Source organism: Methylosinus sp. PW1, assembly GCF_000745215.1.
GTDB lineage: Bacteria > Pseudomonadota > Alphaproteobacteria > Rhizobiales > Beijerinckiaceae > Methylosinus.
The window spans coordinates 23,738-48,763 of the sequence record NZ_JQNK01000009.1 but is presented as its reverse complement, the minus strand read 5'-3'; the positions used below and the strand labels follow the sequence as shown (position 1 = coordinate 48,763).

Here is a 25,026-nt window from a genome sequence, read left to right as displayed (position 1 = left end):
CGTTGCACAAACTATAGCATCCCGCGCCCGCGGTTCAAGCGAGTTGCGCCGCCTGGTCGCGCAGGCGGGCGAGGCTCTCTTCCTTGCCGAGGATGGCCAGCACGTCGAAAATGCCGGGCGAGGTGGTGCGCCCCGTGAGCGCGGCGCGCAATGGCTGCGCCAGATCGCCGAGCTTCACGCCCTGCGCCGCCGCCGTCTCGCGCACGATATTCTCGGTCGCGGCGGCGCTCCACTCCTCGAGCGCGGCCAGCTTTTCCGTCAGCGCGGCGAGATGCGCCTTCGCCGCCGGCGACAGCAGCGCCGCGGCCTTGGCGTCCAGCGTCAGCGGCCGCTCGGCGAAGAGGAAGCCCGAGCCGTCGACCAGCTCATTGAGCGTCTTGGCGCGCGCCTTTAGGCCGGGCATGGCCGCGGCGAGCTGCGCCTTGCGCTTGTCGTCGAGCTTGGCGGCGAGCGCCGCGCCGCCCTCGAGATAGGGCAGAGTGGCGATCAGCGCCTCGAGCAGCTCGGAATCCTCGCTGCTGCGCAGATAATGTCCGTTCATATTCTCGAGCTTCACGAAATCGAAGCGCGCCGGCGAGCGATGAATGCTCTCGAGATCGAAAGCCTCGATCATCTCCGCGGTCGAGAAAAACTCGCGGTCGCCCTGGCTCCAGCCGAGGCGCAGGAGATAGTTCCGCAGCGCCGCCGGCAGATAGCCCATGCCGCGATAGGCGTCCACGCCGAGCGCGCCATGGCGCTTCGACAGCTTGGCGCCGTCCGGCCCGTGAATGAGCGGAATATGGGCGAGCTTGGGCGCCTCCCATCCCAGCGCGTCATAGATGTGCTTTTGCCGCGCGGCGTTGGTGAGGTGATCGTCGCCGCGGATGATCTGCGTGACGCCCATATCGTGATCGTCGACGACGACGGCGAGCATATAGGTCGGCGCGCCATCCGAGCGCAGCAGCACGAAATCGTCGATATCCTTGTTCGGAAACACGACGCGGCCCTGCACGGCGTCCTCTATGACCGTCTCGCCGTCCTGCGGCGTCTTCAGCCGAATGACCGGCGCGACGCCGGCCGGCGCCTCGGACGGATCACGATCGCGCCAGCGTCCGTCATAGCGCGGCGGACGGCCTTCGGCGCGCGCCCTCTCGCGCATCTCCTCCAGCTCCTGCGCGCTGGCGTAGCAGCGATAGGCCTTGCCTTTGGCGAGCAACTCCTCGGCGATCTCGCGATGACGCGGCGCGCGCGCGAATTGAAACACGGCGTCGCCGTCCCAATCGAGCCCGAGCCAGCGCATTCCATCGAAAATGGCGTCGACGGCCGCCTGGGTGGAGCGCTCGCGATCCGTGTCTTCTATGCGCAGCAGAAAGCGCCCGCCATGACGCTTGGCGTAGAGCCAGCTGAACAGCGCCGTGCGCGCGCTGCCGATATGGAGGAAGCCGGTGGGCGAGGGGGCGAAGCGCGTGACGACCTGAGACATGAGCGCGGCTGACGATTCCTGAGAATTTAGAGCGGAGGCCCGTCTAGCACGCTGTGGGCCAGGGGGGAACTGCGGGAGGCGGGCCGGAGCGCGGGCTTTCGATCAGCGTGAAGCGACGGCGCGTAACATCCTTCGGTCCGATCGCGTATAGGCTGGCGAGCCGGGCGGGCGGCCTGCGCAGAGACCCATTTCGCCCGCGCCCCAGCGGACAGAATAACAAGGAGGATTTTACCCATGACGCTTCGCTTCGCTTCCGCGCTTTTCTCCGCAGCGCTTTTCGCCACGCCGCTTTTCGCCGCCGAGAAGCACGCCTTCACGCCGCAAGGCTTCGAGGCGGCGCAGGCGGCCGGCAAGCCGATCCTCGTCGAGGTTCATGCGCCCTGGTGTCCCACCTGCAAGGCGCAGCAGCCGATCCTCGAGAAGCTCGAGAAGGATGCGAAATTCGACAGTCTGCAAGTGTTCCATGTCGATTTCGACAGCCAGAAGGACGCGCTGCGCAGCTTCCGCGCGACGACGCAGAGCACGCTCATCGTCTTCAAGGGCAAGAGCGAGACCGGCCGCTCGGTCGGCGACACCAGCGCCTCTTCGATTGGAGCGCTGCTCGACAAGGCGCTGTGATGACGGTCGATCTCGCCGGAGCTGGCCTCGCCTTGCTGGCGGGGCTGTTCTCCACGCTGTCGCCTTGCGTGCTGCCGCTGCTGCCGATCATTCTCGGCGCAGCGGGCTCTGAGCACAGGCTCGGACCGGCGGCTCTGGCGCTCGGCGTCGCCAGCTCCTTCGTCGCCATCGGCCTGTTTCTGGCGCTCATCGGCTTCGGGGCCGGCATAGACGGCGATAGTCTGCGCTTCGGCGCGGCGCTGCTGATGGTGGCGCTGGGCGTGCTGCTGGCGGCGCCGGCGCTGCAAGTGAGGATCGCCGCGGCCGGCGGTCCGCTCGCCGATTGGATCGAGCGCCGCTTCTCCGGCTTCTCGACCCATGGGCTGCGCGGCCAATTGGCGCTCGGCCTGCTGCTCGGCGCGGTGTGGAGCCCCTGCGCCGGGCCGACTCTGGGCGCGGCCTCGCTGCTCGCGGCTCAGGGCCAGAATCTCGGCCAGGTCGGGCTGGTGATGGCGTTCTTCGGCCTCGGGGCGGGCCTGCCCCTGGTCGCGCTCGGCGCCGTCTCGCGGAGCGTTTCGATGCGGCTGCGGAATTCGCTGCTCGTCGGCGGCAAATGGGGCAAGGGCGCGCTCGGCGCGGCGCTCGCCTCCATCGGCCTCTTGATCGCCACCGGGCTGGACAAGCGGCTGGAGGCGGCGCTGGTCTCTGCGTGCTGCCGCTGCTGCCGATCATTCTCGGCGCAGCGGGCTCTGAGCACAGGCTCGGACCGGCGGCTCTGGCGCTCGGCGTCGCCAGCTCCTTCGTCGCCATCGGCCTGTTTCTGGCGCTCATCGGCTTCGGGGCCGGCATAGACGGCGATAGTCTGCGCTTCGGCGCGGCGCTGCTGATGGTGGCGCTGGGCGTGCTGCTGGCGGCGCCGGCGCTGCAAGTGAGGATCGCCGCGGCCGGCGGTCCGCTCGCCGATTGGATCGAGCGCCGCTTCTCCGGCTTCTCGACCCATGGGCTGCGCGGCCAATTGGCGCTCGGCCTGCTGCTCGGCGCGGTGTGGAGCCCCTGCGCCGGGCCGACTCTGGGCGCGGCCTCGCTGCTCGCGGCTCAGGGCCAGAATCTCGGCCAGGTCGGGCTGGTGATGGCGTTCTTCGGCCTCGGGGCGGGCCTGCCCCTGGTCGCGCTCGGCGCCGTCTCGCGGAGCGTTTCGATGCGGCTGCGGAATTCGCTGCTCGTCGGCGGCAAATGGGGCAAGGGCGCGCTCGGCGCGGCGCTCGCCTCCATCGGCCTCTTGATCGCCACCGGGCTGGACAAGCGGCTGGAGGCGGCGCTGGTCTCCGCCTCGCCGGAATGGCTGACCGGCCTGACGACGCGTTTTTGATCGTCGCGGCGCTCGCGCGCTCGGCGGTTTCGGATATAGCATGAGCGAGACCTTGCTCGCTGCGATATTCGAGGCCTTTGGTGAGTTGGAGCGCGAAAGCCGTCGCCGGCGCGGCCGATCGGGCGCGGGGCGTCATCCGCCCCGCCTCGTCGGCCGCTTTCGCGTCGCTCGCCGACGCCGCCCGCGCCGCGCTGGAAGAAGAGATCGCGCTGCGGCGGCCGTTTCTGTGGCTTCCCGTCGCGTCCGGCGCCGGCGTTCTTCTCTATTTCGTGGCCGATCGCGAGCCCTCGCTCGCCGCCTCGACGGCGGGCGTCGTCATTCTGGCGGCGCTCGCCGTCCTTCTGCGCGCGCATAGGGCGGGCGCTCTGCTTCTCCTGCTCGCCTGCCTCTCGGGGGGCTTCTTCGCCGCCGTCTGGCGCGCCGCGCGCGTCGATGCGCCAATCGTCTCACGCGCCGGCGTCGGCTTTCTCACCGGCTTCGTCGAGGAGCTGGACCCGCGCCCCAATGGCGCGCGCTTCATTCTGCGGCTCGCCAGCGCGGAAGGACTGCCCAATGACGTCGCGCCTTTTCGCGTGCGGCTGACGACGCGGGGCGAGGCGAAATTTTCGGCCGGCGATTTCATCGCGCTGAAGGCGCGCGTGCTGCCGCCGGCCCATGCCGCTCTGCCGGGCGGCTATGATTTCTCGCGCGACGCATATTTCGCCGGCCTCGGCGGCGTCGGCAATGCGCTCGGCCGCATCGACATCATGCCGCCGCCCGATCCTGCGCCAATGTCGCTGCGCTTCTTCGCCGCCGTCGATCGGCTGCGCAATGTGCTGGCGGCGCGGGTCTATCGCGCGCTCGGCGGCGACACCGGCGCCATCGCCGCCGCAATGGTGACGGGCAAGCGCGACTTTTTGAGCGAGGAGGCTAAAGAGCTGATCCGCCGCGCCGGCATTTTCCATATCATCACAATATCCGGCGTGCAGATGACGCTCGTCGCCGGCATTTTCTTCGTCGGGCTGCGTCGGCTGCTGGCGCTCTCGCGCACGCTGGCGCTGAATTATCCGATCAAGAAATGGGCGGCCGGCGTCGCCATCATCGGCGCTGTTCTCTACGACATCGGCACCGGCTCGCGCGTCGGCACGGAGCGCGCGCTCATCATGACGACGATCATGCTGATCGCCGTTCTCTTCGATCGCCCGTCGCTGTCGATGCGCAATCTGGCGCTGGCGGTTTTCTTCATCGTCGCCTTCCAGCCGGAGGCGCTGCTCGGGGCGAGCTTTCAGCTCTCCTTCGCCGCAGTGGCGGCGCTGGTCGCCGTCTATGAGGCGCGCGGCGCGCTCATCGAGCGTCGGCGCGAGCCGCCCGCCTTCGGCCGAACGCCTTCCCGTTTTGCGCGCTGGCGCGAGAATATGGGCGAATTATTGCTGCGCGGGCCGGCGGCGCCGATCTTCGCGACGCTCTGCGCCACATCGGCGACAGCCTCCTTCATGGCCGGTGATTTTCACGAATTGAGCCCCTATGTGCTGATCGGCAATCCGCTGACCCTCGCCATCATCGAATTCTTCGCCGTGCCGGGGGCGCTGCTCGGCGCCTTTCTCTATCCTTTCGGCCTCGACGGCCCGGTCTGGCGCTATGTCGGCTTCGGCATCGATCTCGTCACCGCCATTGCGCGGCTCATCGGCGCCGCGCCGGGCGCCAGCCTGCCGGTGAAGAGCTTCGCGCCTTTCGCGATTATTTTCCTGTCGCTCGCGGTTCTCTCGCTCGTGCTGTGGCGGACATGGCTATTCCGGGCGACGGCCATTCCCTTCGCCATGCTCGGCCTGTTCGGCGCCGCCAGCGGAGAGGGCTTCGATCTCGCAGTCGCGCCCGGCGGCGACGCCGCGGCGCTGCGTCTGCCTTCCGGCGAGCTGGCGCTGCTCGGCCGTGGAAAGCTCTCCTTCGTCGGCGAGCAATGGCTGCGCGCGGACGCCGACACAAGAGCGCCGGCCGACGCCCGCGGCGGCGTCTCCTGCGACGATCTCGGCTGCGTGGCCAAGGCGATCGATGGTCGCGCCGTCGCGCTGGTGACGGATCGCAAGGCGCTGATCGAGGATTGCGCCCGCGCGGCGATCGTCATCGCGCCCTTCTACGCGCCCGAGGGCTGCGGCGCGCCCATATTGCTCGACCGCCGCAAGCTGGCCGAGACGGGCGCGGCGACGCTGCGCTTCGTCGGCGAGCGGGTGGAATGGCGAACCGCCCGCTCCCCGGGCGAGGACCGGCCTTGGTCGCGCGCGCCGAAGCAGAGGGCGGCGAGCGCATCGCCTCCCGGCGCCGAGCCGCTCCTCGAGGAGGAGGAGCGGCTGAACTGAGTTAGACTCTCTCTAGCGTCTTGGCGCATTCGGCGATGAAGGGCACGGACTTCCAAGCGTCGTCCATTCTGCCGAGGGATTCGAAGATGATGTCGATTACACGGGACAGAGACATTTCGCGAGGCGTGTATTGGGGCTGCTTGAGCCAAGTGAAGCCGCCCTCGAATCCGAAGCGACGCGCGATTTCTGGATAGACGGGCCATACTTCCGAAATGGCGAGCCGATCGGGTTGCGTGCTGCGCAGCGACTCTGAGCGGGCGAATGCTTCTTCGTCGAGAAAGCGCCCCTTGAGAGCGTTCCGAGTGACGTCGACGAGAACGAAGCTGCGGGGGTGGTGGCAGATATAGAAGAAGTCGCGCTGCGTTTCCCAAAAGTCGAACGCATCTTCGAGCTGAATGCCATATTTGCCGAATTCTGCGACGACGCGGCTCCTCTCGGACTTGTACAGGTCGAAATAGCCCAGTCTCTCATAGACGTCCTCGCGGAAGAGCGCCTGCGTCTCCTCCGCCGACTTGCCGATCGCCTTTGCGCCGAGCGCGATCAGAGAGGTCTGCGTGTGCGGCGCGCCTTCGCTGAAAGGACCCCATAAACCGTCCAGCAGGGCGATATCCGGATGCAGGCCGCGGAAATAGAGTTCCGGGATGATCACGCGCTCGGCGCTGGGGTTGAGCACACTCGCCATGCGGAGTCCGTCGAGCGGCCAGCCGATATAGAGGTCGCACTCTTTGAGATAAGTCTCGAACTCGGGCTTCTCGCCGGTCTCGAGCCATCGTTCCGCCTCGATGAATCCAGCGGCTTTGATCGTCCAATCGGGGAACAGCGTCAGAACCACTTCGTAATAGGAGGATGTCGCGCAGTTCGAAACAACGATGACCTTCATCTCAGAACCCTATGTTCGTGCCGTATTTCTCTTCGTCGCAGATGATGCGTCCCGCATAGGACTGGTCCAGCACGCTGCTTTCTGTGGCCGGCTTCGGGGGCGGGGCGACAGGCTCCGACGTCTGGCCGAAATAGGCGGCCCTGAAGACGCGCATGACGTGGGAGACGCCGATTTCGGGCACGGTGCGCTTATTGCTGTCGTAATATTTTCCATCGTTGAAATGGCTGGAAATAATCTCGTATGACGGGAAATAATAGGCGTTCTCGACAGAACTCTCGACGCTGCCGCAGACGGCGCGCAGCACCGACTTGCTGTAGACGGTCGCCGACAGCACATGCTCGTCGGTGTAGGTCGCCGTGAGCGGCACGGGCGAGACGGTCAGAATGACGCGCGCGCCCGGATTGATCTTGCGCAGCCCGGCCAGGAACTCTTCGAGATCGGCCTTCACCTCCTCATAGGAATAGCGATGGAAGAGGGCGGCGGCGGCCTGCGGATCATCCGTCGTGACGCCGGGGTGGATGGGCAGAACGAACTGGCCGTCCGGCGTCGTCCAGCCCTCGATGAGCCCCAGCGTGAAGACGAACACGGTGCAATCGGTGAACACTCGGCGCACAGCCTCGAGATGCGCGCGCCGGGCGGCGGCGACATCCTCGAGGCTCGCAAAGCCTTCCGTATAGGTCGTCGGACGAAAAGCGTCGACCAAGCGGCCGTCGGGACGCGGCAGGACGAGCGGCGGCAGGCTCAGCTGGCCGGTTGCCTCGAGCAGCAGCTGGCGAAGCTGGGCGACAGTGTAGATATTGCCGTAGCGCGCCGAGAATACCGGCTGATCGGCGGGGCTCGCCTCGGTCTGCAGGAAGCGGACGCCCGGCATCGCCTCAATGTAGCGGGACACATGCTGCGCGAAGCAGCTGCCCGCAGTCGCGATGCGGTCCTCCTCGCCGATTTGGAATTTCTTGTGCGGGATCGGGCTGACATCCTCGGGAGCGAGGTCGGCGACAGCCGTGCGCCAGAATTGGGAAGGCCCCTTCGTCGCATATGGATTGCCCATCGGATCACCTCATTCGAACCTTGGCGACCGGTTGGCTTTCTCGGCGCCGCAGCGGCCGATGTTCGAATGCGATCGAGGCAGGGGCCGCCGTTGCTCGTCGTTTTGACGCACGTAGCTTCGGGACTGTCAGGAATCTTGTGTGCGGGGCCATAGTAGAACCGCAGGAGGCGGGCTATGGCGATCAAGAAGGACACACTGGACCAATTGCTGTCGGGACGCGATCCGAAGGAGGTTTTTTCCAAGGACGGCCTGTTCGACGAGCTGAAGAAGGCGCTGGCGGAACGGGTTCTGAACGCCGAAATGGACGACCATCTCGAGAGCGAAGCGGCGGCGGGTAAGGCGAACCATCGCAACGGCTATTCGAAGAAGACCGTGCTGACCGAGACGTCGAAGATCGACATCAGAGTTCCGCGGGACCGGGAGGGGAGCTTCGATCCCAAGCTGATCGCGCGCTATCAGCGCCGCTTTCCCGGCTTCGACGAGAAAATCGTGTCGATGTATGCGCGCGGCATGACGGTGCGCGAGATCCAGGGCCATTTGCTCGAGCTCTACGGCCTGGAGGTCTCGCCCGATCTGATCTCGACGGTCACCGACGCCGTGCTGGAGACCGTCGCCGAATGGCAGAACCGGCCGCTCGAGGCGATGTATCCCTTGGTTTTCTTCGACGCCCTGCGCGTAAAAATCCGCGATGAGGGCCTGGTTCGCAACAAGGCCGTCTATGTCGCGCTCGGCGTCACGCCGGACGGAACCAAGGATATTCTGGGCCTTTGGATCGAGACCTCGGAGGGCGCCAAATTCTGGCTTCGGGTGATGAACGAGCTGAAGAACCGCGGCGTCGGCGACATACTGATCGCCGTTGTCGACGGCCTGAAGGGCTTTCCGGAGGCGATCAATGCGGTGTTTCCGCAGACGACCGTGCAGACCTGCATCGTGCATCTCATTCGAAACTCGATGGAATTCGCTTCATACAAGGACCGCAAGGCGATCGCCGGCGCGCTGAAGACGATCTATCGCGCCCCGACCGCCGAGGCGGCTCGCGAAGCTCTGGAGGCCTTCGACGGCGGCCATTGGGGCAAGAAATATCCGTCGATCGCGCAGGGCTGGCGGCGCAATTGGGAGCAGGTCATCCCGTTTTTCGCCTTTCCGATCGCGGTGCGACGGATCATATACACGACGAACGCCATAGAATCCTTGAACGCGAAGCTGCGGCGCGCCGTGCGAACGAGAGGGCATTTTCCGACCGATGACGCGGCGATGAAGCTCCTCTATCTCGTCTTGCGCCAAGTCGCGGGAGAGTGGAAAATGGCGCCTCGCGAATGGTGCGAGGCGAAAAATCAATTCGCCATCATGTTCGATGATCGCTTCGTCGCGGCGTGATGGGAACCCGGCCCCGCACACAAGATTCCTGACAGTCCCCGTAGCTTCCGGCATATCGAGACAGATGGGCGAAGGCAAGCCCCATCACCTATCAGCTCATAGCTTCCGAAAAACGATCGATAGCGCCGTTCGCGGCCCTCGACTGACTGCTACGCCGCGGAACGGCCGCGCGGCGTTCGACAAAATCACTGCGCGCTTGGCAGGCCGCCTTGCGCCGTGCTTAAACGGACTTACGGCTTGCATAGCGCTCAGCCGCGCGTTCAACATTGAGCGCTTTGCAAAACCGGCGAACCCGTGATTCTCTGGGGCGTCCGAGGGATGTGAGTCACCGATGTCACGCCGCAACTTCAGCCAACCTTCGCTCGCCGACGCATTCGTGAAAGCCTATTCTCGTCCTGGTGGGTTTCTGGAAGATATCGCCAAGACGTTCGAGTGGAGCGCGTTCGACGTTATTTTGCGTCCGCTGCATTCTTCGAGCGACGGCGCGCCGGCCTATCCGCCACTGACCATGTTCAAGATCGTGCTGTTGCAGCAGTGGTATGGGCTGTCCGACCCCGCCGCCGAGGAGGCTGTGCGCGATCGCCTGTCGTTTCGGCGCTTTTGCGGGGTTCCGCTGGACGAGGAGACGCCGGACCATTCATCGATCTGGCGGTTTCGTCAGCGGCTCGCCAAGCTCGGCCTCGACGAGAAACTACTTGCCGAGGTCAATCGACAACTCGACGCGCGCGGGCTGATCGTGAAGCGCGGCACGCTGGTCGACGCCACTATCATCGCGGCCGCCGTGAAGCCGCCGCCCCACGACGAGGGGCAGGTCAATCCGCGCGACCCGGACGCGAGCTTCACCAAGAAGAACGGCGAGACCTACTTCGGCTACAAGGCGCATCTGGCGGTCGACGAAGAAAGCGGCATCGTGCGCCAAGCGGAGATGACGAGCGCCGATCTGCACGACAGCCAGCGCGGCGAGGCGATGATCCAGGGCGATGAAGAGGCCTATTACGGCGACAAGGCATATGATAGCGCAGCGCTACGCAAGGCGTTGAACGACAAGAAGATCGACGACAAGATCGCCTATAAGGCGAAGCGCGGAGCGCGACAGCCGGACTGGCAGAGATGGTTCAACAAGACGGCGTCGAGCGTTCGCGTCGGCGTCGAGCGCGCCAACGCGACGATGAAGAACTGGTATGGGATGGCGCGAGTACGCTACCGCAGCCTCGCGCGCAACAATTGTCATCTTCAGTTCGTCGTCATGGCGATGAACATGAAGCGGGCGCGGGTTCTCGAAGCGGCGGCATGACGCCGCGAGGGGAGAGGTGTGTCTCGAACCGGATAGGGATGCGAAAAATGACCGGCTGACGGCGCAGAGCATTGCGCCAGATGGCGCGCGGGCGCATCAAAGCCCGTCGATTGCGGCCGAAAAACCGTAAACGCCGAGACCTCGGCTATTCTGCGAAGCGCTCAACATTGATGAAGGATCGATAATGACGGCCTCAAGAGATAGACTTGTCGCCAATCTATGGCAAGGAAAGGACCCCTTTATCGGCTTCCCGACCGAACGATATCCGACAGATTTCCAAGGATGGCGATCTAATCATCCGTATTTGGCGGAAACGATTGAAATCGCTCGTCCGTCCATTGTCGTCGAAATCGGAGTTTGGAAGGGTGGATCAACGATTACTATGGCCGAAAAGGCGAAAGCCTTAGATATCGATTGCGCTATCATCTCCGTAGATACGTTCCTCGGAGCCTGGGATCATTGGCTGAGCGAACAATTCCGGGGAGACCTCAAGGCTTTCCACGGATATCCGACATTGTTCTACACATTCATGGCGAATGTCGTCGCCAAGGAGCTGAACGATATCGTCGTGCCGATGCCTCTCGACTCTAATAATGCCGCGGAAGTGTTGCGCCGTCAGGGTATAAGGCCGGATGTCGTTCATGTCGACGCGGGACATGACCGTAAAGCCGTTCTCGCCGATCTCGAACTATGGTGGGATCTGCTTGCACCGGGTGGCTATCTAATCGGCGATGACTATGATCCATCGTTTTATAGCTGGCCCGAAGTGGCGCATGCGTTTCATGAATTCTTCCAGACGACGCAGCTAGAGAATTACGACGGCAAGTGCCGCGTGCGGAAAATGGTGGCGCGCTGATCACGTCTTGTCGGGGCCGTCGAGATATCGACGGCCCTGGCGATTCGATGTGTCGATCGCGCGCCGTGAACCCTGGCGCCGCAGAAATCCCCGCCGCTATTCGTGCGGCTCGCGTCCGCCCGACTGGCTGCGGCGCTCGCTCACCGGCCGCGCGGCGCGGCGCTCGAGGCTCGGCCGGCCATGCTTGCTGGCGCGCTCCAGCGCCGCGAGGCGGCGGCGGATCGGCTCGTCGAGATCGGGGGAGCGGGCGAGGGGGCGGAAGTCGTTCTTCGAATAAGGATAGCGGCTGCCGCCGTGGAAGATTTCGACTCCGTGGGTCGTCATCACGGCGTCGCCGCGCCGCAGCGTCGGGTCGAGATAGATCGCCTCGATCGAGCTCTCATTGGTCTGGCCGGCGTGGCAGGAGCATTCCATGTCCTTTTCGCCCTCGTTCTTGCGCTGCAGGGAGGCCATCAGCCGCCCATAGGTCGCGCCGCCGCGCGCCGCCACCGCGTCCTCCATCTTGTCGGAGCCGCCGCGCATCACATAGAGCGTCGTGCGCGCGCCCGGGCAGAGGCGCCCGCAGGCGCGCTGGTGGCTCGCCGTGTCATTGGCGCTCGAATAGAGGCCGACCGGGAAGAAATAGCCGTCGCATTCACGCACGCAGTAGGAGCGTCCGCCGGCCGCGGTCTCCGTATATACGGAGCGCTCCGGCTCGCCGCCGCGGGAGGCTTTGCGCGCGGGCTGCTCGCCCCGGCGGTCTCGCGGGACATAGGCGCGGCGCTCCTGTGGGGCGGCGGCATGGCGCCGGGCGCGGCCGTGGCGGCGATAGCTCGGATAGCCGCCGGCGCCGCCATAATCCGAATAGCCGCCGCCTCCGCCGCCGAACAATTGCTGGAAGAAATCCTGGGCGAATGCGGAAGAAGGCTCGAGCGCTGCTATGAGAAAGCCGAGGATCAGGCCGCCGACAGCGGCGAGGCGACGTCGGGAGCATCCCCGATCGCCGCTTTTACGCGAAGACATGACGCGGCACCCGTTTTGAGGCAACTCCCCCTTACATGGAGCGTGATCGCAAGAGACAAGCCGTCCTCGGTATCTCGCCGTCTCGGCCTCAGGCGTCTTGCGCGGCGCGTCGCGACGCCGCGACCAAGGCCGCGATCAGCGCCTCGGTGCGGAAGGGTTTTTGGACGATCGGCCGCGTGGCGTGGGCCGAGGGCAGAGCCGAGCGGCCATAGCCGGTCGTGAAGACGAAAGGGACGCCCATTACGGCGAGGCGATCGGCGACCGGCTCGACGCTCTCGGCGCCGATGCGCAGGTCCAGCAGAGCGACGTCGAATTGCGCGCAGGCGATGTTCCGCAATGCGACGGCGACGGTCTGGGCCGAGGCCACGACGCGGAAGCCATGCTCGGCGAGCGTTTCCTCGAGCGCGAGCGCGATCAGCGGCTCATCCTCGACGACGAGCACGCGCCGACCGAGCGCCGCCTCCGCGCTCCATTGTTCCATCTTCCCCATCTCGCCCCCACGCTCGCGAGGGTGAGGTCGATTCCGGCCTCTGTCCAGAGCGGGAAAGCGCGGGCCGCTACCTCGCCCTCAGCGCCGCGAGCGCCCAGACCGCCAGCGCCAGCCAGCTTCCGATCGTCAGCGAGCCGCCGATGGGCGCCGCATAAGGAAACAGCCGATCGCCAGCGAAGCTGCGGGCGGCGAGGTCGCCGGAAAACAGCGCGACGCCCGCGATGAGGGCGAAGCTCGCGCCGCCGAGCCAGCGCGCCAGCGGGGGCTTTGCCGCCAGCAGCGCGCCCAGGCCGAGCGCCGCCGCCGCGTGGATCATCAGGAAGCGGCTCGCCGTCTCGAGATTGGCGGCGTTGGAAATATGCGCGCTCGCGGCCGCGAGCGCGACGCCCGCCGCGCCCGAGAGCGCAGCGAGAAAGACGATGAGAAGGCTCGGACGCTGCATTAGATTCTCGATGTAAATATAAGCAGAGCAACGATAATTCTGCTCATGTTGATATTGTGGATGAGGTCTTTGGCCGCGGGGCTCGCGCTTCGCGGCGAAGGCCAGGATAGGCTTTGGAGAGCGAGCCTGAAGGCTCGCGGTCCAGGTTCGGAACGTGAGCCGTCAGGCTCGCATGGTCTCGCTCGGCGCAGCCTCTCAGTAGGCGTTCTCGGTCTTCAGCAGCGCGATCGGCGTGAGCGCGAGAATATACATATCCAGCAGGATCGACCAGTTCTCTATGTAGTAGAGATCGCATTCGACGCGCTTCTGGATCTTCTCGGGCGTATCGGTCTCACCGCGCCAGCCATTGATCTGCGCCCAGCCGGTGAGGCCGGGCTTGACGCGGTGGCGCGCGAAATAGCCATCGACCACCTCGTCATAGAGATGCTCGGCGGCGCGCGCATGCATGGCGTGGGGGCGGGGGCCGACAAGCGACAGATTGCCCTGGAACACGACATTGAACAGCTGCGGCAGCTCGTCCAGCGAGGTCTTGCGGATGAAGCGGCCGACACGGGTCACGCGCGGGTCGCCCTTGGTGACGAGCTTGGCCGCGGCAGGATCGAGCTTGTCCGCATACATGGAGCGGAATTTATAGACCTCGATCTTCTCATTGTTGAAGCCGTAGCGCGTCTGGCGGAACAGTACCGGGCCGCGCGAATCGAGCTTGATGGCGAGCGCCACCGCCGCCATCGCCGGCGCGAAGAGCAGGAGGCACAGCGCGCCGACGATTTTGTCGAAGGCGGATTTGATGAGCACGTCCCAATCGGCGATCGGCTTGTCGAAGACGTCGAGAACCGGAACATTGCCGATGTAGGAGTAAGAGCGCGGGCGAAAGCGCAGCTTATTGGTGTGCGCGGCGAGCCGAATGTCGATCGGCAGCACCCAGAGCTTGCGCAACATCTGCAATAGGCGCGTCTCGGCAGAGATGGGCAGGGTGAAGATCACGAGATCGAGCCGCGTATGGCGCGCGAATTCGACGAGATCGTCGATCGTGCCGAGCTTGGGATAGCCGGCGACGACATCCGGCGAGCGATCGTCGCGGCGATCGTCGAACACGCCCAATATGCGCAGATCGCTGTCCTGCTGCGAGGCGGCGAGCGCGCGCAGCACGGGCTCGGCTGCAGGGCCGCCGCCCACGACGACAGTGCGACGGTCGAGCTTGCCCTGCTGCGTCAGCGAGCGCACCACGGCGGCGACGGCGAAGCGCTCCGCCGCAAGCACGCCGAGCCCGCCCGCGTACCAGCCGAGCAGCCAGACGCGCGACAGGGCGTTGTCGAGCTTCAGGAAGAAGATCGCCGCGAGCGCCGCGAGAAAGACGAGGGTCCAGCCGCCGGCGAGCTTGAGTCCCTGGCCGATGGGCGTGCGAAAAGCGGCGGGCGTGTAGAGATCGAGCGCCTGCCAGGCGACGACCGCGAGCAGCGCCATTCCCGGTATGACGATGAAATATTCGACGCCATAGCCATAGGTGGGCGCGACATGCAGCCGATGCACGGCGAAGCCGGTCGCTGTGATCAGCGCGAATTCGAGAATGCGGACGAGGCCCGCCAGCACGACCGGCGAATAGGCGGGAATCGGCCGCGCATCGGCGGAGATTTCCGCCAGCCGCGAGGCGGCGCGACTATCGTCATTGGCCGGCGCGGCCGCTTTGATGTCGCGTAGGGCGAAAGCACACATGACGTCACTCCACTCATCAGGCCCGCTGCGGCAGAACGGCCTCCGCGGCGCTGCGATGTCCGGCGGCCTCCAGCGCTTCGCGATATCCGCGCAGCACGGCCTCGACCATTGCAGTCAAAGAGAAATTTTCTGCTACTCGTTCAGCGAGCTGGCCGGCGGCGCGCCTTTGCGCCTCCTCGTCCGAGCCGCTCGCGGCGATCATCGCGCGCGCCAGCGCCGCCGGATCGTCGCTCTCGACGAGACGATCCGCATGCTCGCCGAAAATCTCTGGAATGCCGCCGACATTGGTGGCGATCAGCGGCGTGCGCGCGGCGATGGCCTCGAGCACGATATAGGGAAGCGACTCGGCCCGGCTCGGCACCACCAATATGCGCCCCAGCCGCAGCGCCTCGCGCGCCGGCATGGGCGGCGCGAAGGAGAGACGCTCGCTCATGCCGAGCCTCTCGGCGCAGGCGCGCAGAGCCGCTTCGTCCGGCCCGGAACCGACGAGGGCGAGCCGCGGCGCTTCGCCGGTCGCGTCGCGAATGAGCGACAGCGCCTCGATCAGCGTGTCCACGCCTTTGAAGCGGCGCCATTCGCCAACATAGAGAAAATCCGCCGCTTCGGCGATCGGGGTGATCGGCTCGAGCTCCTCCGGCCGCAGCCCATTGGGCACGACGCGCGTCGCAGCCCGGGAGAAGCCGATCGCTCTCGCGAAGCGCTCTTGCGCATAGGCGCTCTCGAAGGGGATGAAATCGGTGACGCGCTCCAGCGCCTTCTCCACCGAGAGATAGAGACGATTGACGAGCGCGTCGGGATCGTAATGGAGGCTGCCGCCATGCGGCGTGTAGACGCGAATATGAGGATGCGGCAGCGTCGGAAACAAGGGCAGCAGCGCCGGCAGGCGCGCATAGAGCCCGCCTTTGGCGCCGTGGCCATGCACGACATCGGGCGCGAGCCGCTTCAGCGCCATAGCGATGCGAAAGGCGACGATCGGATCGCTCCAACTCGGCAGCCGGCGCATGCACAGACGCGTGACGCCGAGCTCCAGCGAGGGCTCGAGCATTCGCAGCGTCGCCTCCGCGCGCTCGCCGCCGGTGGAGGAATCGGCGATGACGCCGACCGCATGTCCGCGCGCCGCCTGGGCGCCGGCGAGATCGACGACATGACGAAAGAGCCCGCCGATCGGCGCGCGCATCACATGCACGATGCGCAGCCGTCCGGGGCTCTCGTCGTCGCTCGTCTGGCTCTGCCGGTTCTCGCGCATCTTTCTTCTTAGAAAATCCGTTCGCGAACAGTGATCGTGTCTCCCGGCCGGACCGCCTGCAGCAAAGGTACGCGGCCGGTGACTGGAACGCCGCCGTAGTCGCGCGTCAAATCGACCTCGCCTTGATAGCCGCGCGGGTTGAAGCCGCCGGCTATGGCGATCGCCTTCTGCACGGTGAGACCCTCGACGAAAGGATATTGTCCGGCGCTCATCACTTCTCCGAGCACGAAGAAGGGACGATACGCCTCGACTTCCACCGAGACGCGAGGATCGCGGACGAATCCGTTGCGCAAACGTGCGGCGATTTCATGTTGCAGCGCCTGGGTCGTGAGGCCGGCCGCCGGAACGATGCCGATGAGCGGCATCGAAATATGGCCGGAGCCGTCGACCGTGTAGCTGTTGGAAATCGCGTCCTGGCCGAAGACGATCACGCGAAGGCGATCGCCGGCCGCGAGCGTGTAGGGCTCCTCGGTCGAGGAGGTCAGAAGCTCTGGAATATAGGCGCCCGGCAGGGCGCATCCCGACAATGTCGCGCACATCATCAGCCAGAACAGGAGAAAGCCATATCTCGGCATTTAGAATCTCGGGCTCGAGGAACAGCTTAAGAACGTGTCCCGGGGAAATTTTTTAACGGTTCATGGTTAACAAAGCCTGATCGCCGCGGGCCGCTTCGTCGCCTCTTCATTGGCGCCGTCTCGCCGCGGTTAACCCCGCGGAAACCATAATCTCGGTACAAGGTCCGAGCGCCAATTGGAGTTCGCGAGATGAGTTTCGGCCACCCTCACGATGACGCGGGGAGCCCCCGGGGCGAGACGGGACGCGAGATTTCGCGCGAGATCCCGCAGACAGACGTCTCGACCGGCGAGATCGATCTCGGGCAGATCGCCGGCGCCTTGTCGCGCCGCCGCCGCATCGTGATCGGCGTGACGCTCGCGGCTTTTCTCGGCGCGCTCGTCTTCGTCAATGTCGTCAAGCCGCGCTACACGGCCGAGGCGCGCGTGCTGCTCGAGAATCAAGAGAGCTATCTGACCCGCGCCGACAAGGAGCGCGCCGACCCCGCCGCGGCGCCCGACGCCGAGGCCGTGCAGAGCCAGATTCAAATGCTCACCTCGCGCGATCTCGCGCGGCGCGTGCTGAAATCGCTCGATCTGCAGGGCAATTCCGAATTCGATCCGATCGCCAATGGTCTCGGGCTCGGCACGAAGATCGGCGTGATGCTGGGACTGACGCGCGATCCTTCCAAGCTCGCGCCGGAAGAGCGCATGCTGGACGCCTATTTCGACAAGCTGCTCGTGCTCTCTCCGACCAAGACGCGCGTGCTGCAGATCGAATTTTCCGCGCGCGATCCCGATCTCGCGGCGCGCGCCGCCAACGCCATCGCTTCCTTCTATATAGACATTCAGCGTGAGGCGAAGCGCGAGAACGCGCGCGACGCCGCGCAATCGCTGAGTCCGCTGGTCGCCGATCTGCGCGAGCGGCTCGGCCGGGCCGAGGCCAAGGTGGAGGCCTTCCGCTCGCGTTCCGGTCTCTTCGCCGGCACGAATAATATGACGATCGCCACGCAGCAGCTCGGCGACCTCGCCAATCAGCTCTCCATCTCGCGCACGGCGCAGGCCGACGCCGAGGCGAAAGCCAGGCTGGTGCGCGACATGCTGCGGCAAAATCGCGTGGGAGAAATTCCCGACGTCGCCAATAATGAGATGATCCGCCGCATCGGCGAGCAGCGCGTGTCGCTGCGCGCTCAGCTCGCGCTCGAATCGCGCACGCTGCTGCCCGGCCATCCGCGCATAAAGGAGCTGCAGGCGCAGCTCGCCGATCTCGACGCGGATTGGCGCCGCGCCGCCGAGCGCACCGCGCGCACATTGGAGAATGAGGCGCATATCGCCTCCGCCCGCGTCGAAAATCTCTCTCGCGCGATGGACGAGCAGAAGCGCGTCGCCGGCGCCGCGGGCGCGGATGAGGTGCAGCTGCGCGAGCTCGAGCGCGCCGCGCGCGTGCTCAAGGATCAGCTCGAGGCGGATTCGGCCAAATACCAAGAGGCGCTGGCGCGCGACGGGCCGAAGGCCTCGCCCGCCGACGCGCGCGTCATTCAGCGCGCCGTCGCGCCGCCGATTCCCTCCTTCCCGAAGAAGGTTCCGATCACCGCCTTTGCGACGATCGCCGCTTTCGTTCTCTCCGCCGGATCGATCATCGCGATCGAGCTGCTGAGCGGCCGCGCCCGCGTGCGCGCCACGGCGCCGCTTCCGGCTCCGCGCCTCGAGGAACGCGAGGAAGAGGAGCTGGAGGCGCCGCCCAAGGCGCGCATCGCCGCCGATCGGCGCGAGCCGATCTATGTGGAGGCCGAAGAAGAAGAGGAGGAGGCGCCGCCTTCGTCGATGGCGAGCCTCGCCGCCGAGTCGCGGACGCGCCTATCGCCCTCGCGCACGCCCAAGCTCGAGAGCAGATCGACGCGCGCCTATCGATCCAGCGTCGTCGGAAAGATCGACGCGGCGCGCATGGCGACGCTCTCGGTGAAAGTTCTGCTGGTCGGCTGCGCCGACGCCGAGCATAGTTTCGACAGCGCAGTGACATTGTCGCGCGCGTTGGCGCGGCGCGGCCTCGCCATCATTGTCGCCGCCGATGCGCAGGAGCGCGGCGAGCTCTATGATCGGCTGATCCCCGATGTCGATCGCGCTCGGCCGCTCGGCCTCGCCGATCTTTCGAGCGGCGCCGCGACCTTCGCCGAGGCCATTCATCGCGACGCGGATTCGCGTCTGCATGTGATGCCGGGCGGCCGCGCCGCGGCGGAATATGATCAGGACGCCGAGCCCGTGCTGGAAGCGCTGGCGCAGACCTATGATTTCATCGTCTTCGCCACGCGCGATTATGATCGCGCCATGTTCCTCGCGCCGTCATTCGATATCGTTCTGGTGAGCGGCTCCGAGCGCGCGGCCGAGGCGGTTATCGACGAGCTGGCGCAAGCGGGCGTCAGCGACGCCTTCCTGCTCGAGGACGAGACCGCTTCCGCCGACGCTTCGGCCGCGTAAAGTCAGCGCGCCAGTCGGCGCAGCTCGGTGAGCTTGGCGAGAAGACGCGGATTCTGCTTCACCGCGCGCTTGGCGCGGGTGAGCGCGGACAGCACGGGCGCCGCGAGCGCGCCGAGCGGAGTCGCTGGAACGAGCGTGTCGACGAGCGCGATCGTCTCGTCGCAGACGGCGTTCTTGTAGCGCGCCTCGCCGACGCCGAGATCGAAGCGCGCGACGCCGCGCGAGAGAAGATCGCGCAGCAGCGAATGCAGCAGCAGATCGCCCGGCGAGGAGCGCGCGACCTCCTCATCCGCGACGAAGGAGTTGAGCATCGCCGAAAAGCGACCGCGATGGGTGAAGCCCGCATAGGTCGCGATGATGCGCGCATCCAGCGTCAGCGCATGGACCTCGAGCGCGCCGCCGCAGAGGCCGAGCACGAAATCGCGCATGGCGCCGCTGGCAAAGGACGGATCCTGCAAGCGCTCCGCCTTTTGCGCGAGCAGCGCCTCGAGAATTTCTGTCGCGCGCGCGCCCGTCGCGCCATGCTCGAAGACGAGCGCGCCCATCTTCTCGAGCCGCGCCTGCTTCTTGCGCAGCTTCTTGCGCGTATCGGCGGAGAAGCGCGCGTCGAGCTCGCTCGCCGTCGCGGGAAGGCTCGTCCCATAGGCGAAGCTCGGGCTCGCGCTCGAGCCGGGCAGGGCGAGCGGATTGGCGACGCCCTCGAAAGTCTGCGGCTGATTGGCGAGACGATAGAGATCGACGCCTCCCGCGCGCGCGGCGCGGCGCAGCAGCGTGCGAAGCGCGGCGGCGTCGAAACGCGCATCGGCGGCGAAGAGGCCGAGATTGAAATTGCTCTCCTTGCCGCCGAGAAATTGCGCGATCCGCAGCGGGCCGAGACGCGACGTCGCCAGCGCGAGCAGCGCGAGCGGCCGCGCGCCTTCGCTATGTCGCGCGACCATGATCATAGGCGTGAGGCCGCGCGCGCGTCCGAATGTCTCGAACCAATCGCGCGCGAATCCGAAAGATTGGTAGGCGCTCACCGGCGCATTGGCGAAAATAACCTCCCAATCCGCGCGCGCCGCCTCGAAAGAGGAGAAGACGTCGAGCGAGATTTCGTCCACGGAGGTCTCCGGTCGCGACAGCTCCATGAGGTTTTCTTCTCTGAAATTCTCTGTCCTTGCGTTAACCATATCGTCGTCGCATTGCTGATGTTTTCGCTTCTTCGCGACACTAGCAAGGAAAGGTCAACGAGACCTCGAGATGGTGCGGCAGAAAAAGAAATGCGCAGGGAGGCGCGGGGTTGTGACGAAATGGCGTCGAATGGCCATAGAGGCGGGCATGGAGTTCTTCCGCGCGAGCGGCGCGCACCGTCTGGCCGAGCCTTATACGCGCGGGCTGGGCGCGATATTGATGTTCCATCGCGTGCGGCCGCGGCTCGAGCAGGCTTTCGAGCCCAATCAGCCGCTGGAGATCACGCCGGAATTTTTGAACGCGCTGATCGCCCGGCTGCGTCAGCGCGGCGTCGAGATCGTCTCGCTGGAGACGGCGCTCGCGCGGCTGCGGGCCGGCGAGGCGGGAGCGCCCTTCGCCGTTCTCACCTTCGACGACGGCTATCGCGATTTCGTCGAGCATGCTCTGCCGGCGCTGGAGCGCCATAACGCGCCATTCACGCTCTATCTCACCGCGGGCTACGCCGACGCTTCCGCGCGGCTGTGGTGGGTGGAGCTGGAGGAGGCGATCCGACGCCTCGATCGTCTCGACGTCATCGCCGGCGGCAAGCGCATCTGTTGCGCGGCGGCGACGGCGACGCAAAAGCGCCTCGCCTTCGCCGAGGTCTATGCGCAGCTGCGCGCCGGCGACGAGGCGGAGCTGCTGCGCGTCGTCACCGCTCTCTCCGCCGAGGCGTGCATCGAGCCTCACGCGCTCACGCGGCGTCTGTGCCTCGGATGGAACGAGCTGCGCGCGCTGTCCGCGCATGCGCTGGCGACGATCGGCGCGCATTCGGTGACGCATGCGCGATTGGCCAAGGTGGATTGCGCGGCCGCGATCTATGAGATGGCCGAGAGTCGGCTGCGCATAGAGTCCGAGCTGCAACGGCCGGTCCCGCATTTTTGCTATCCGGTCGGCGATCCGACCTCGGCGGCGCGACGAGAATTCGAGCTGGCGGCGCGGCTCGGCTTCGCCAGCGCCGTGACGACGCGTCCGGGCATGATTTTTCCGGAGCATCGCGAGCATCTCATGGCGTTGCCGCGGCTCTCGGTGAATGGACGGCATCAGTCGCTCGCCGCGCTGGACATTCTAATGTCCGGCGCGCCATTCGTTTTGATGAACGCAGGCCGCCGCGTTGCGGCGGCCTGATCCAGCCTCTATCCAGTCAGTCCAATATCCGATCAGGCGAAGCCGAGACGCTGCGTGAAGCTGCGCCACAGCTCGCCGAGCGATTTCTTCTCCGCGACGGAACGGGCGCGAGCGGCGACGGCGCCGGGCGTGATCGCGCCGGAATAATTGCAATCGCAGAAAATGTGATGCGCCTCGCGCATGGAGAGCTGGAAAAAGTCGATCGCATCGCCGAGCTTGTCGCCCTTCAGGCCTTCCTCGCGAAACGCGGCGTCGCGAAAGGCGATCGACAAGGGCGACTCGTCCTGACGCAGCTTCACGCGTTCTTTCACCGGCACATATTCCATCATCGAGAAAAGGCGGATGCGCCCGACATGCGCTTCGATGAGAGCAGCGAGCCGCTCCAAGCGCGCGCGACGCAAAGACGCCTGGTCGCGCTTCGCCTCGATCGGCTCGACGCCCGCGAGCTTGGTTATTTCTTCGAGAGTCCGGTATTTCATCACGCCCTCCGTCGCCAATGGGGCCTTTCGCCCGACAAAACAAATCCCCGACTCGACTGAACACATTCGACGAAGATTGGTTCCTGCGGCTTTCCGCGGTCGGCGGCGGCACGGCGACGCTCGCGTCGACGGGCGCGATCGTCGCTCTTGCCGGCTCGGACAGCGCGACTAGATGCTTCGCGGGGTTGCAGGACGGGCTGCAGGAACGGAGATCCTCATGTCCATAACCTTCCGAGAGGCGACAGCGCAAGAAAACGCCGCAGTCTATGGCGGCCTCGTCGATGCTGTAGGAGGCATCGCAACGATCGTGCTCGCCGTGTGCGGGCTCGCCGGAATCAATCCGCCGCTGATGGCCGGCATAGCGACGATCGTGTTCGGCGTCGCTCTGCTCATTCAAGGCGGCGCGATGCTGTCGGAATATGCGCAGATCATTTTCCCCGCGGGCGCGAAGACTGCGAATTTCGAGCATTTCGGAGGCGGCAGCCTCTCGGCCGTCTTCCTCGTGGGAGCGGCGGGAATTGTGCTCGGCGTGCTCGCGCTGCTCGGCATCAACTCTGCCGTGCTGACTCCGATCGCGACGATCGCCTTCGGCACGGCGCTCGTGCTCAGCAGCAACGCCGTGTGGCATCTCTACACGCTGCGTCATGCGCAGGCGAAGAGCGAAGCCGTGCAGTCGCAGAATGTCGGCGGCGAGTTTCTGGCGAGCGAAATGGCCTCTGGCTCGGCGGGCATTCAGGCTCTGGCCGGCTTGGCCGCGATCGTGCTCGGCGTTCTCGCCGTCGCTGGAAACGCCAATGATCTCGTGCTCAATCTCGTGGCTCTTCTGGCGCTCGGCGCGACCGTCGTGCTCACCGGCAGCACGCTCACCGCGACGGTGCTGAGCTTCGTGCGTCCGTGGTCGTCGTCGCAGTCCTGATAAAGCCGCTCGTCTTTCGGAGCCGTGACGAAGACGGCTCCGGGGGTCGTCGAGCGCGTGACGAAGCTTGCCGCGTCAGCGCGGCGTCGGATCCTGCGACACGCTGTCCGGCTGCGTGTCGAAGAGATGCAGAAAGGCGCTCTTTTCGGCGCGCAGCTTGCGCAAATGCACGAAAGCGAGCTGCGCCAGCCGGCGGTCGCCGAGCGCCGTCAGCACGATGAGCGAGCGGCGCCGATCGAGAGGGTCGTTCTTGCGCTTGACGAGCTTGGCTTGCTCGAGGCGCGAGACCAGCTCTGCGGCGCTGTGATCGCGGATCAGCAATTGCTCGGCGAGCTCGCCGACGCTGATATGCGCTCCCGCGCGAAAGGTCTTGATGGCGAGCAGCGCCTGATAGCGCTGCATGGTGAGGCCGACATCCGCGGCCGCCTGCTCGCTGAAGGCGAGGAATTGCCGCAGCGCATAGCGAAAATCGGCGAGCGCGCGAAGCTCCTCCTCGGAGGGGCGGCCGTCGTCATCGGCTTCCTGAGGGCGGCTCTCGAGCGCCGTCGACATTTTTCTCATTCTCCTCGGATTCGCTGCCCGCGATCTTCGGCCAAGCGCCCATGATGGCCTTCGCCCCGCGCGGGGTCAAGGCGTTCCGCCCGGGGCCGGCGCAGCCACGCGGCGCAGCGGGCGCGCGCGCTTGCATTTATATCGCGTTACGATATATGTTCATCGTGTCACGATGAGCAGCCGATGCGGCGGCGGCGCTCGGGGAAAAGCGCGCCCCTTTAAAGACGCGCGATCGGGAGAGAGACATGATCGTTCGATTTTTTGCCGCTGTGATTTTCGTCGGCATGGCGACGCAGGCGCAGGCGCATGGCGGCGTCAGCATCGACGAAGGCCAATGCAAGATGAAGATCGGACCCGATCAGATGAATTTCACTGGCTATCAGCCGCTGAAATCGCGCGAGCAATTCTGCGACGACATTCCCGATGTCGGCCCGACCATCATCGTGCTCGACGCTGTGCAGGAGGAGCTGCGCGACATGAATTTGGAGATCCGCGTTCTGCGCGACGTCGGTCAGGCGAGCGACGACGAGAACCTCGAGAAGAACACAGAGACCTATGTGCCGGCGAAGAAATATCGCACCGGCACGCTCAACTTCGAATACGACTTCAAGAACAAGGGAAAGTTCATCGGCCTGGTGAAGGCGAAGACCGACGACGGGACGAAAGAATATGTCTCGCGCTTTCCCTTTTCCGTCGGCGAGACCGAGAGCCGCGACATCACCATCGCGACATTTTTTGCGGCGCTGGGACTGGTCGGATTCGGACTCTGGTACAAAAACTCTTTCAAGGCGAAGCCGCCGCGAGCGTGATCGCGGCGGCTTCTTTCGTCATTGTGCGCGACGCCGCGATCCTGCGGCGCGCCGAAAGGGAGGCGGGCATGTCTATCGATCGACGGCGCGTTCTGTTTTTGACCGGAGGCGCTGCGCTGGCTGCGAGCGGCCTTTCTCGTGCGAGCGCGCATGAATATGAAAAAGGCGGGATCAAGGTGGAGCATCCTTGGCTGCGCGCGCCACGCGACGGCGAGAGCGACGCCAATCTGTTCATGGTCGTCTATAATCGCGGCGACGCCGCCGATCGTCTCATCGGGGTGAAATCTTCTGAGGTCGGCGGCTTCGATCTGCATGTCGCTCCGCAATTCGCGGTCGCGGCAGATGCGATCTTCTTTCCCAATGGTTCGAAGGTGACGCTCGCGCCCGGGAGCTCCTTTGTCCATCTCTCCGGCATAAAGAAAATCAACCCCGTCGGCGGGGCCTTCGCGCTCACGCTGGTGTTCGAGAAGGCCGGCGATTTGCTCATCGACGCGGCGATCGACGCGCCGGACGCCGCGCATGCGCATGACGCGGAAGCGGTGGAGAGATGGGAGAAGGCGCATCGGACGCCACAGGCCGGCGAAGCGCCGGCCGAGGATCATCGTTCGGGACATGAGGAGCCCAAGGGCCAGGGCGAGGCGCAGCCGGGCGTCGGCGAGCCGCAGCCGGCGCAGCAGTGAGCCCTTTTCCCGACGCTGCTCGAAAAATTAACTTGCGCGCGACGCAATATGTCGCCATTCGATAGGTCAAGCTGCGACCTCTGACGCCTCTGCACGCAGCCAATTCGAAACAACGAGC

Annotated in this window: 23 protein-coding genes and 1 pseudogene; 12 read left to right on the top strand and 12 right to left on the bottom strand. The window is 65.6% G+C overall.

Annotated features, from left to right (window positions below):
• Positions 1-34: 34 nt before the first annotated feature.
• Positions 35-1,462 (bottom strand): glutamate--tRNA ligase, encoded by a 1,428-nt coding sequence (gene gltX / locus K369_RS09575; protein ID WP_036290625.1) that lies wholly within the window; start codon positions 1,460-1,462, stop codon positions 35-37.
• A gap of 234 nt (positions 1,463-1,696) precedes the next feature.
• On the opposite strand from gltX, the gene K369_RS09570 reads away from it, so the two are divergent.
• From K369_RS09570 to K369_RS09555, 4 genes and pseudogenes are all read left to right on the top strand, one after another.
• Positions 1,697-2,080, top strand: coding sequence for a thioredoxin family protein (locus K369_RS09570; protein WP_036290623.1), 384 nt, complete (start codon positions 1,697-1,699; stop codon positions 2,078-2,080).
• A complete protein-coding gene (locus K369_RS09565) occupies positions 2,080-2,910 on the top strand; it encodes a cytochrome c biogenesis CcdA family protein (protein WP_245278160.1) in 831 nt (276 codons plus the stop codon). Before K369_RS09570 ends, K369_RS09565 begins: the two co-directional genes overlap by 1 nt.
• A pseudogene (locus tag K369_RS09560) lies at positions 2,826-3,428 on the top strand (cytochrome c biogenesis CcdA family protein); the annotation flags it as partial. The gene K369_RS09565 and the pseudogene K369_RS09560, both read left to right, overlap by 85 nt.
• Positions 3,429-3,508: 80 nt before the next feature.
• Positions 3,509-5,761 (top strand): ComEC/Rec2 family competence protein, encoded by a 2,253-nt coding sequence (locus tag K369_RS09555; RefSeq protein ID WP_371033313.1) that lies wholly within the window; start codon positions 3,509-3,511, stop codon positions 5,759-5,761.
• Between the two features lies 1 nt (position 5,762).
• On the opposite strand, the gene K369_RS09550 is transcribed toward K369_RS09555, so the two are convergent.
• Together K369_RS09550 and K369_RS09545 are read right to left on the bottom strand one after the other, a co-directional pair.
• Positions 5,763-6,641 (bottom strand): WcbI family polysaccharide biosynthesis putative acetyltransferase, encoded by an 879-nt coding sequence (locus K369_RS09550; RefSeq protein WP_156967833.1) that lies wholly within the window; start codon positions 6,639-6,641, stop codon positions 5,763-5,765.
• Position 6,642: 1 nt separating this feature from the next.
• A complete protein-coding gene (locus tag K369_RS09545; RefSeq protein WP_036290615.1) occupies positions 6,643-7,689 on the bottom strand; it encodes a GSCFA domain-containing protein in 1,047 nt (348 codons plus the stop codon).
• 174 nt (positions 7,690-7,863) lie between these two features.
• On the opposite strand from K369_RS09545, the gene K369_RS09540 reads away from it, so the two are divergent.
• The 3 genes from K369_RS09540 to K369_RS09530 all read left to right on the top strand — a co-directional run bounded on the left by K369_RS09540 (position 7,864) and on the right by K369_RS09530 (position 11,216).
• On the top strand, positions 7,864-9,066 hold the full coding sequence (locus tag K369_RS09540) for an IS256 family transposase (protein ID WP_036286195.1): 1,203 nt from the start codon (positions 7,864-7,866) through the stop codon (positions 9,064-9,066).
• Between the two features lie 331 nt (positions 9,067-9,397).
• The gene (locus tag K369_RS09535) at positions 9,398-10,360 is read left to right on the top strand and encodes an IS5 family transposase (RefSeq protein ID WP_051948759.1); all 963 of its coding nucleotides are present in this window, start codon (positions 9,398-9,400) and stop codon (positions 10,358-10,360) included.
• Positions 10,361-10,544: 184 nt separating this feature from the next.
• Complete coding sequence (locus K369_RS09530) at positions 10,545-11,216, top strand: class I SAM-dependent methyltransferase (RefSeq protein ID WP_036290613.1); 672 nt, start codon at positions 10,545-10,547, stop codon at positions 11,214-11,216.
• Between the two features lie 96 nt (positions 11,217-11,312).
• Here K369_RS09530 and K369_RS09525 read toward each other — a convergent pair whose 3' ends face one another.
• The 6 genes from K369_RS09525 to K369_RS09500 form a co-directional block, all read right to left on the bottom strand.
• Positions 11,313-12,218 (bottom strand): DUF2865 domain-containing protein, encoded by a 906-nt coding sequence (locus K369_RS09525; RefSeq protein ID WP_036290612.1) that lies wholly within the window; start codon positions 12,216-12,218, stop codon positions 11,313-11,315.
• Between the two features lie 88 nt (positions 12,219-12,306).
• Complete coding sequence (locus tag K369_RS09520) at positions 12,307-12,699, bottom strand: response regulator (protein WP_245278159.1); 393 nt, start codon at positions 12,697-12,699, stop codon at positions 12,307-12,309.
• A 76-nt stretch (positions 12,700-12,775) separates the two neighbouring features.
• Positions 12,776-13,150: a DUF423 domain-containing protein gene (locus K369_RS09515; RefSeq protein WP_036290608.1), complete on the bottom strand. Its 375-nt coding sequence runs from the start codon at positions 13,148-13,150 to the stop codon at positions 12,776-12,778.
• A 195-nt stretch (positions 13,151-13,345) separates the two neighbouring features.
• The gene (locus tag K369_RS09510; RefSeq protein WP_036290605.1) at positions 13,346-14,863 is read right to left on the bottom strand and encodes an undecaprenyl-phosphate glucose phosphotransferase; all 1,518 of its coding nucleotides are present in this window, start codon (positions 14,861-14,863) and stop codon (positions 13,346-13,348) included.
• Positions 14,864-14,879: 16 nt separating this feature from the next.
• A complete protein-coding gene (locus K369_RS09505; RefSeq protein ID WP_036290603.1) occupies positions 14,880-16,109 on the bottom strand; it encodes a glycosyltransferase family 4 protein in 1,230 nt (409 codons plus the stop codon).
• Between the two features lie 8 nt (positions 16,110-16,117).
• Positions 16,118-16,684 (bottom strand): polysaccharide biosynthesis/export family protein, encoded by a 567-nt coding sequence (locus tag K369_RS09500; RefSeq protein ID WP_036290600.1) that lies wholly within the window; start codon positions 16,682-16,684, stop codon positions 16,118-16,120.
• Between the two features lie 189 nt (positions 16,685-16,873).
• Here K369_RS09500 and K369_RS09495 point away from each other — a divergent pair, with 189 nt between their 5' ends.
• Complete coding sequence (locus K369_RS09495) at positions 16,874-19,135, top strand: exopolysaccharide transport family protein (protein WP_036290597.1); 2,262 nt, start codon at positions 16,874-16,876, stop codon at positions 19,133-19,135.
• A gap of 2 nt (positions 19,136-19,137) precedes the next feature.
• Here the strand turns inward: K369_RS09495 and K369_RS09490 are convergent, their stop codons facing one another.
• On the bottom strand, positions 19,138-20,262 hold the full coding sequence (locus tag K369_RS09490) for a GNAT family N-acetyltransferase (RefSeq protein WP_036290594.1): 1,125 nt from the start codon (positions 20,260-20,262) through the stop codon (positions 19,138-19,140).
• Positions 20,263-20,434: 172 nt separating this feature from the next.
• Here K369_RS09490 and K369_RS09485 point away from each other — a divergent pair, with 172 nt between their 5' ends.
• Positions 20,435-21,472, top strand: coding sequence for a polysaccharide deacetylase family protein (locus tag K369_RS09485; protein ID WP_036290591.1), 1,038 nt, complete (start codon positions 20,435-20,437; stop codon positions 21,470-21,472).
• 32 nt (positions 21,473-21,504) lie between these two features.
• On the opposite strand, the gene K369_RS09480 is transcribed toward K369_RS09485, so the two are convergent.
• Positions 21,505-21,951, bottom strand: a complete 447-nt coding sequence (locus K369_RS09480) for a hypothetical protein (protein ID WP_245278158.1) — start codon at positions 21,949-21,951, stop codon at positions 21,505-21,507.
• A 217-nt stretch (positions 21,952-22,168) separates the two neighbouring features.
• Here K369_RS09480 and K369_RS09470 point away from each other — a divergent pair, with 217 nt between their 5' ends.
• On the top strand, positions 22,169-22,867 hold the full coding sequence (locus K369_RS09470) for a hypothetical protein (protein ID WP_036290584.1): 699 nt from the start codon (positions 22,169-22,171) through the stop codon (positions 22,865-22,867).
• A gap of 75 nt (positions 22,868-22,942) precedes the next feature.
• On the opposite strand, the gene K369_RS09465 is transcribed toward K369_RS09470, so the two are convergent.
• The gene (locus tag K369_RS09465) at positions 22,943-23,419 is read right to left on the bottom strand and encodes a MarR family winged helix-turn-helix transcriptional regulator (protein WP_036290580.1); all 477 of its coding nucleotides are present in this window, start codon (positions 23,417-23,419) and stop codon (positions 22,943-22,945) included.
• 245 nt (positions 23,420-23,664) lie between these two features.
• Between K369_RS09465 and K369_RS09460 the strand changes: the two genes are divergently transcribed.
• Together K369_RS09460 and K369_RS09455 are read left to right on the top strand one after the other, a co-directional pair.
• Positions 23,665-24,228 (top strand): hypothetical protein, encoded by a 564-nt coding sequence (locus K369_RS09460; RefSeq protein ID WP_036290577.1) that lies wholly within the window; start codon positions 23,665-23,667, stop codon positions 24,226-24,228.
• Positions 24,229-24,296: 68 nt separating this feature from the next.
• Positions 24,297-24,908 carry a copper chaperone PCu(A)C gene (locus K369_RS09455; RefSeq protein ID WP_036294708.1) on the top strand — a complete coding sequence of 204 codons (612 nt, stop codon included), beginning with the start codon at positions 24,297-24,299 and terminating at the stop codon, positions 24,906-24,908.
• The last annotated feature ends 118 nt before the right edge of the window (positions 24,909-25,026 follow it).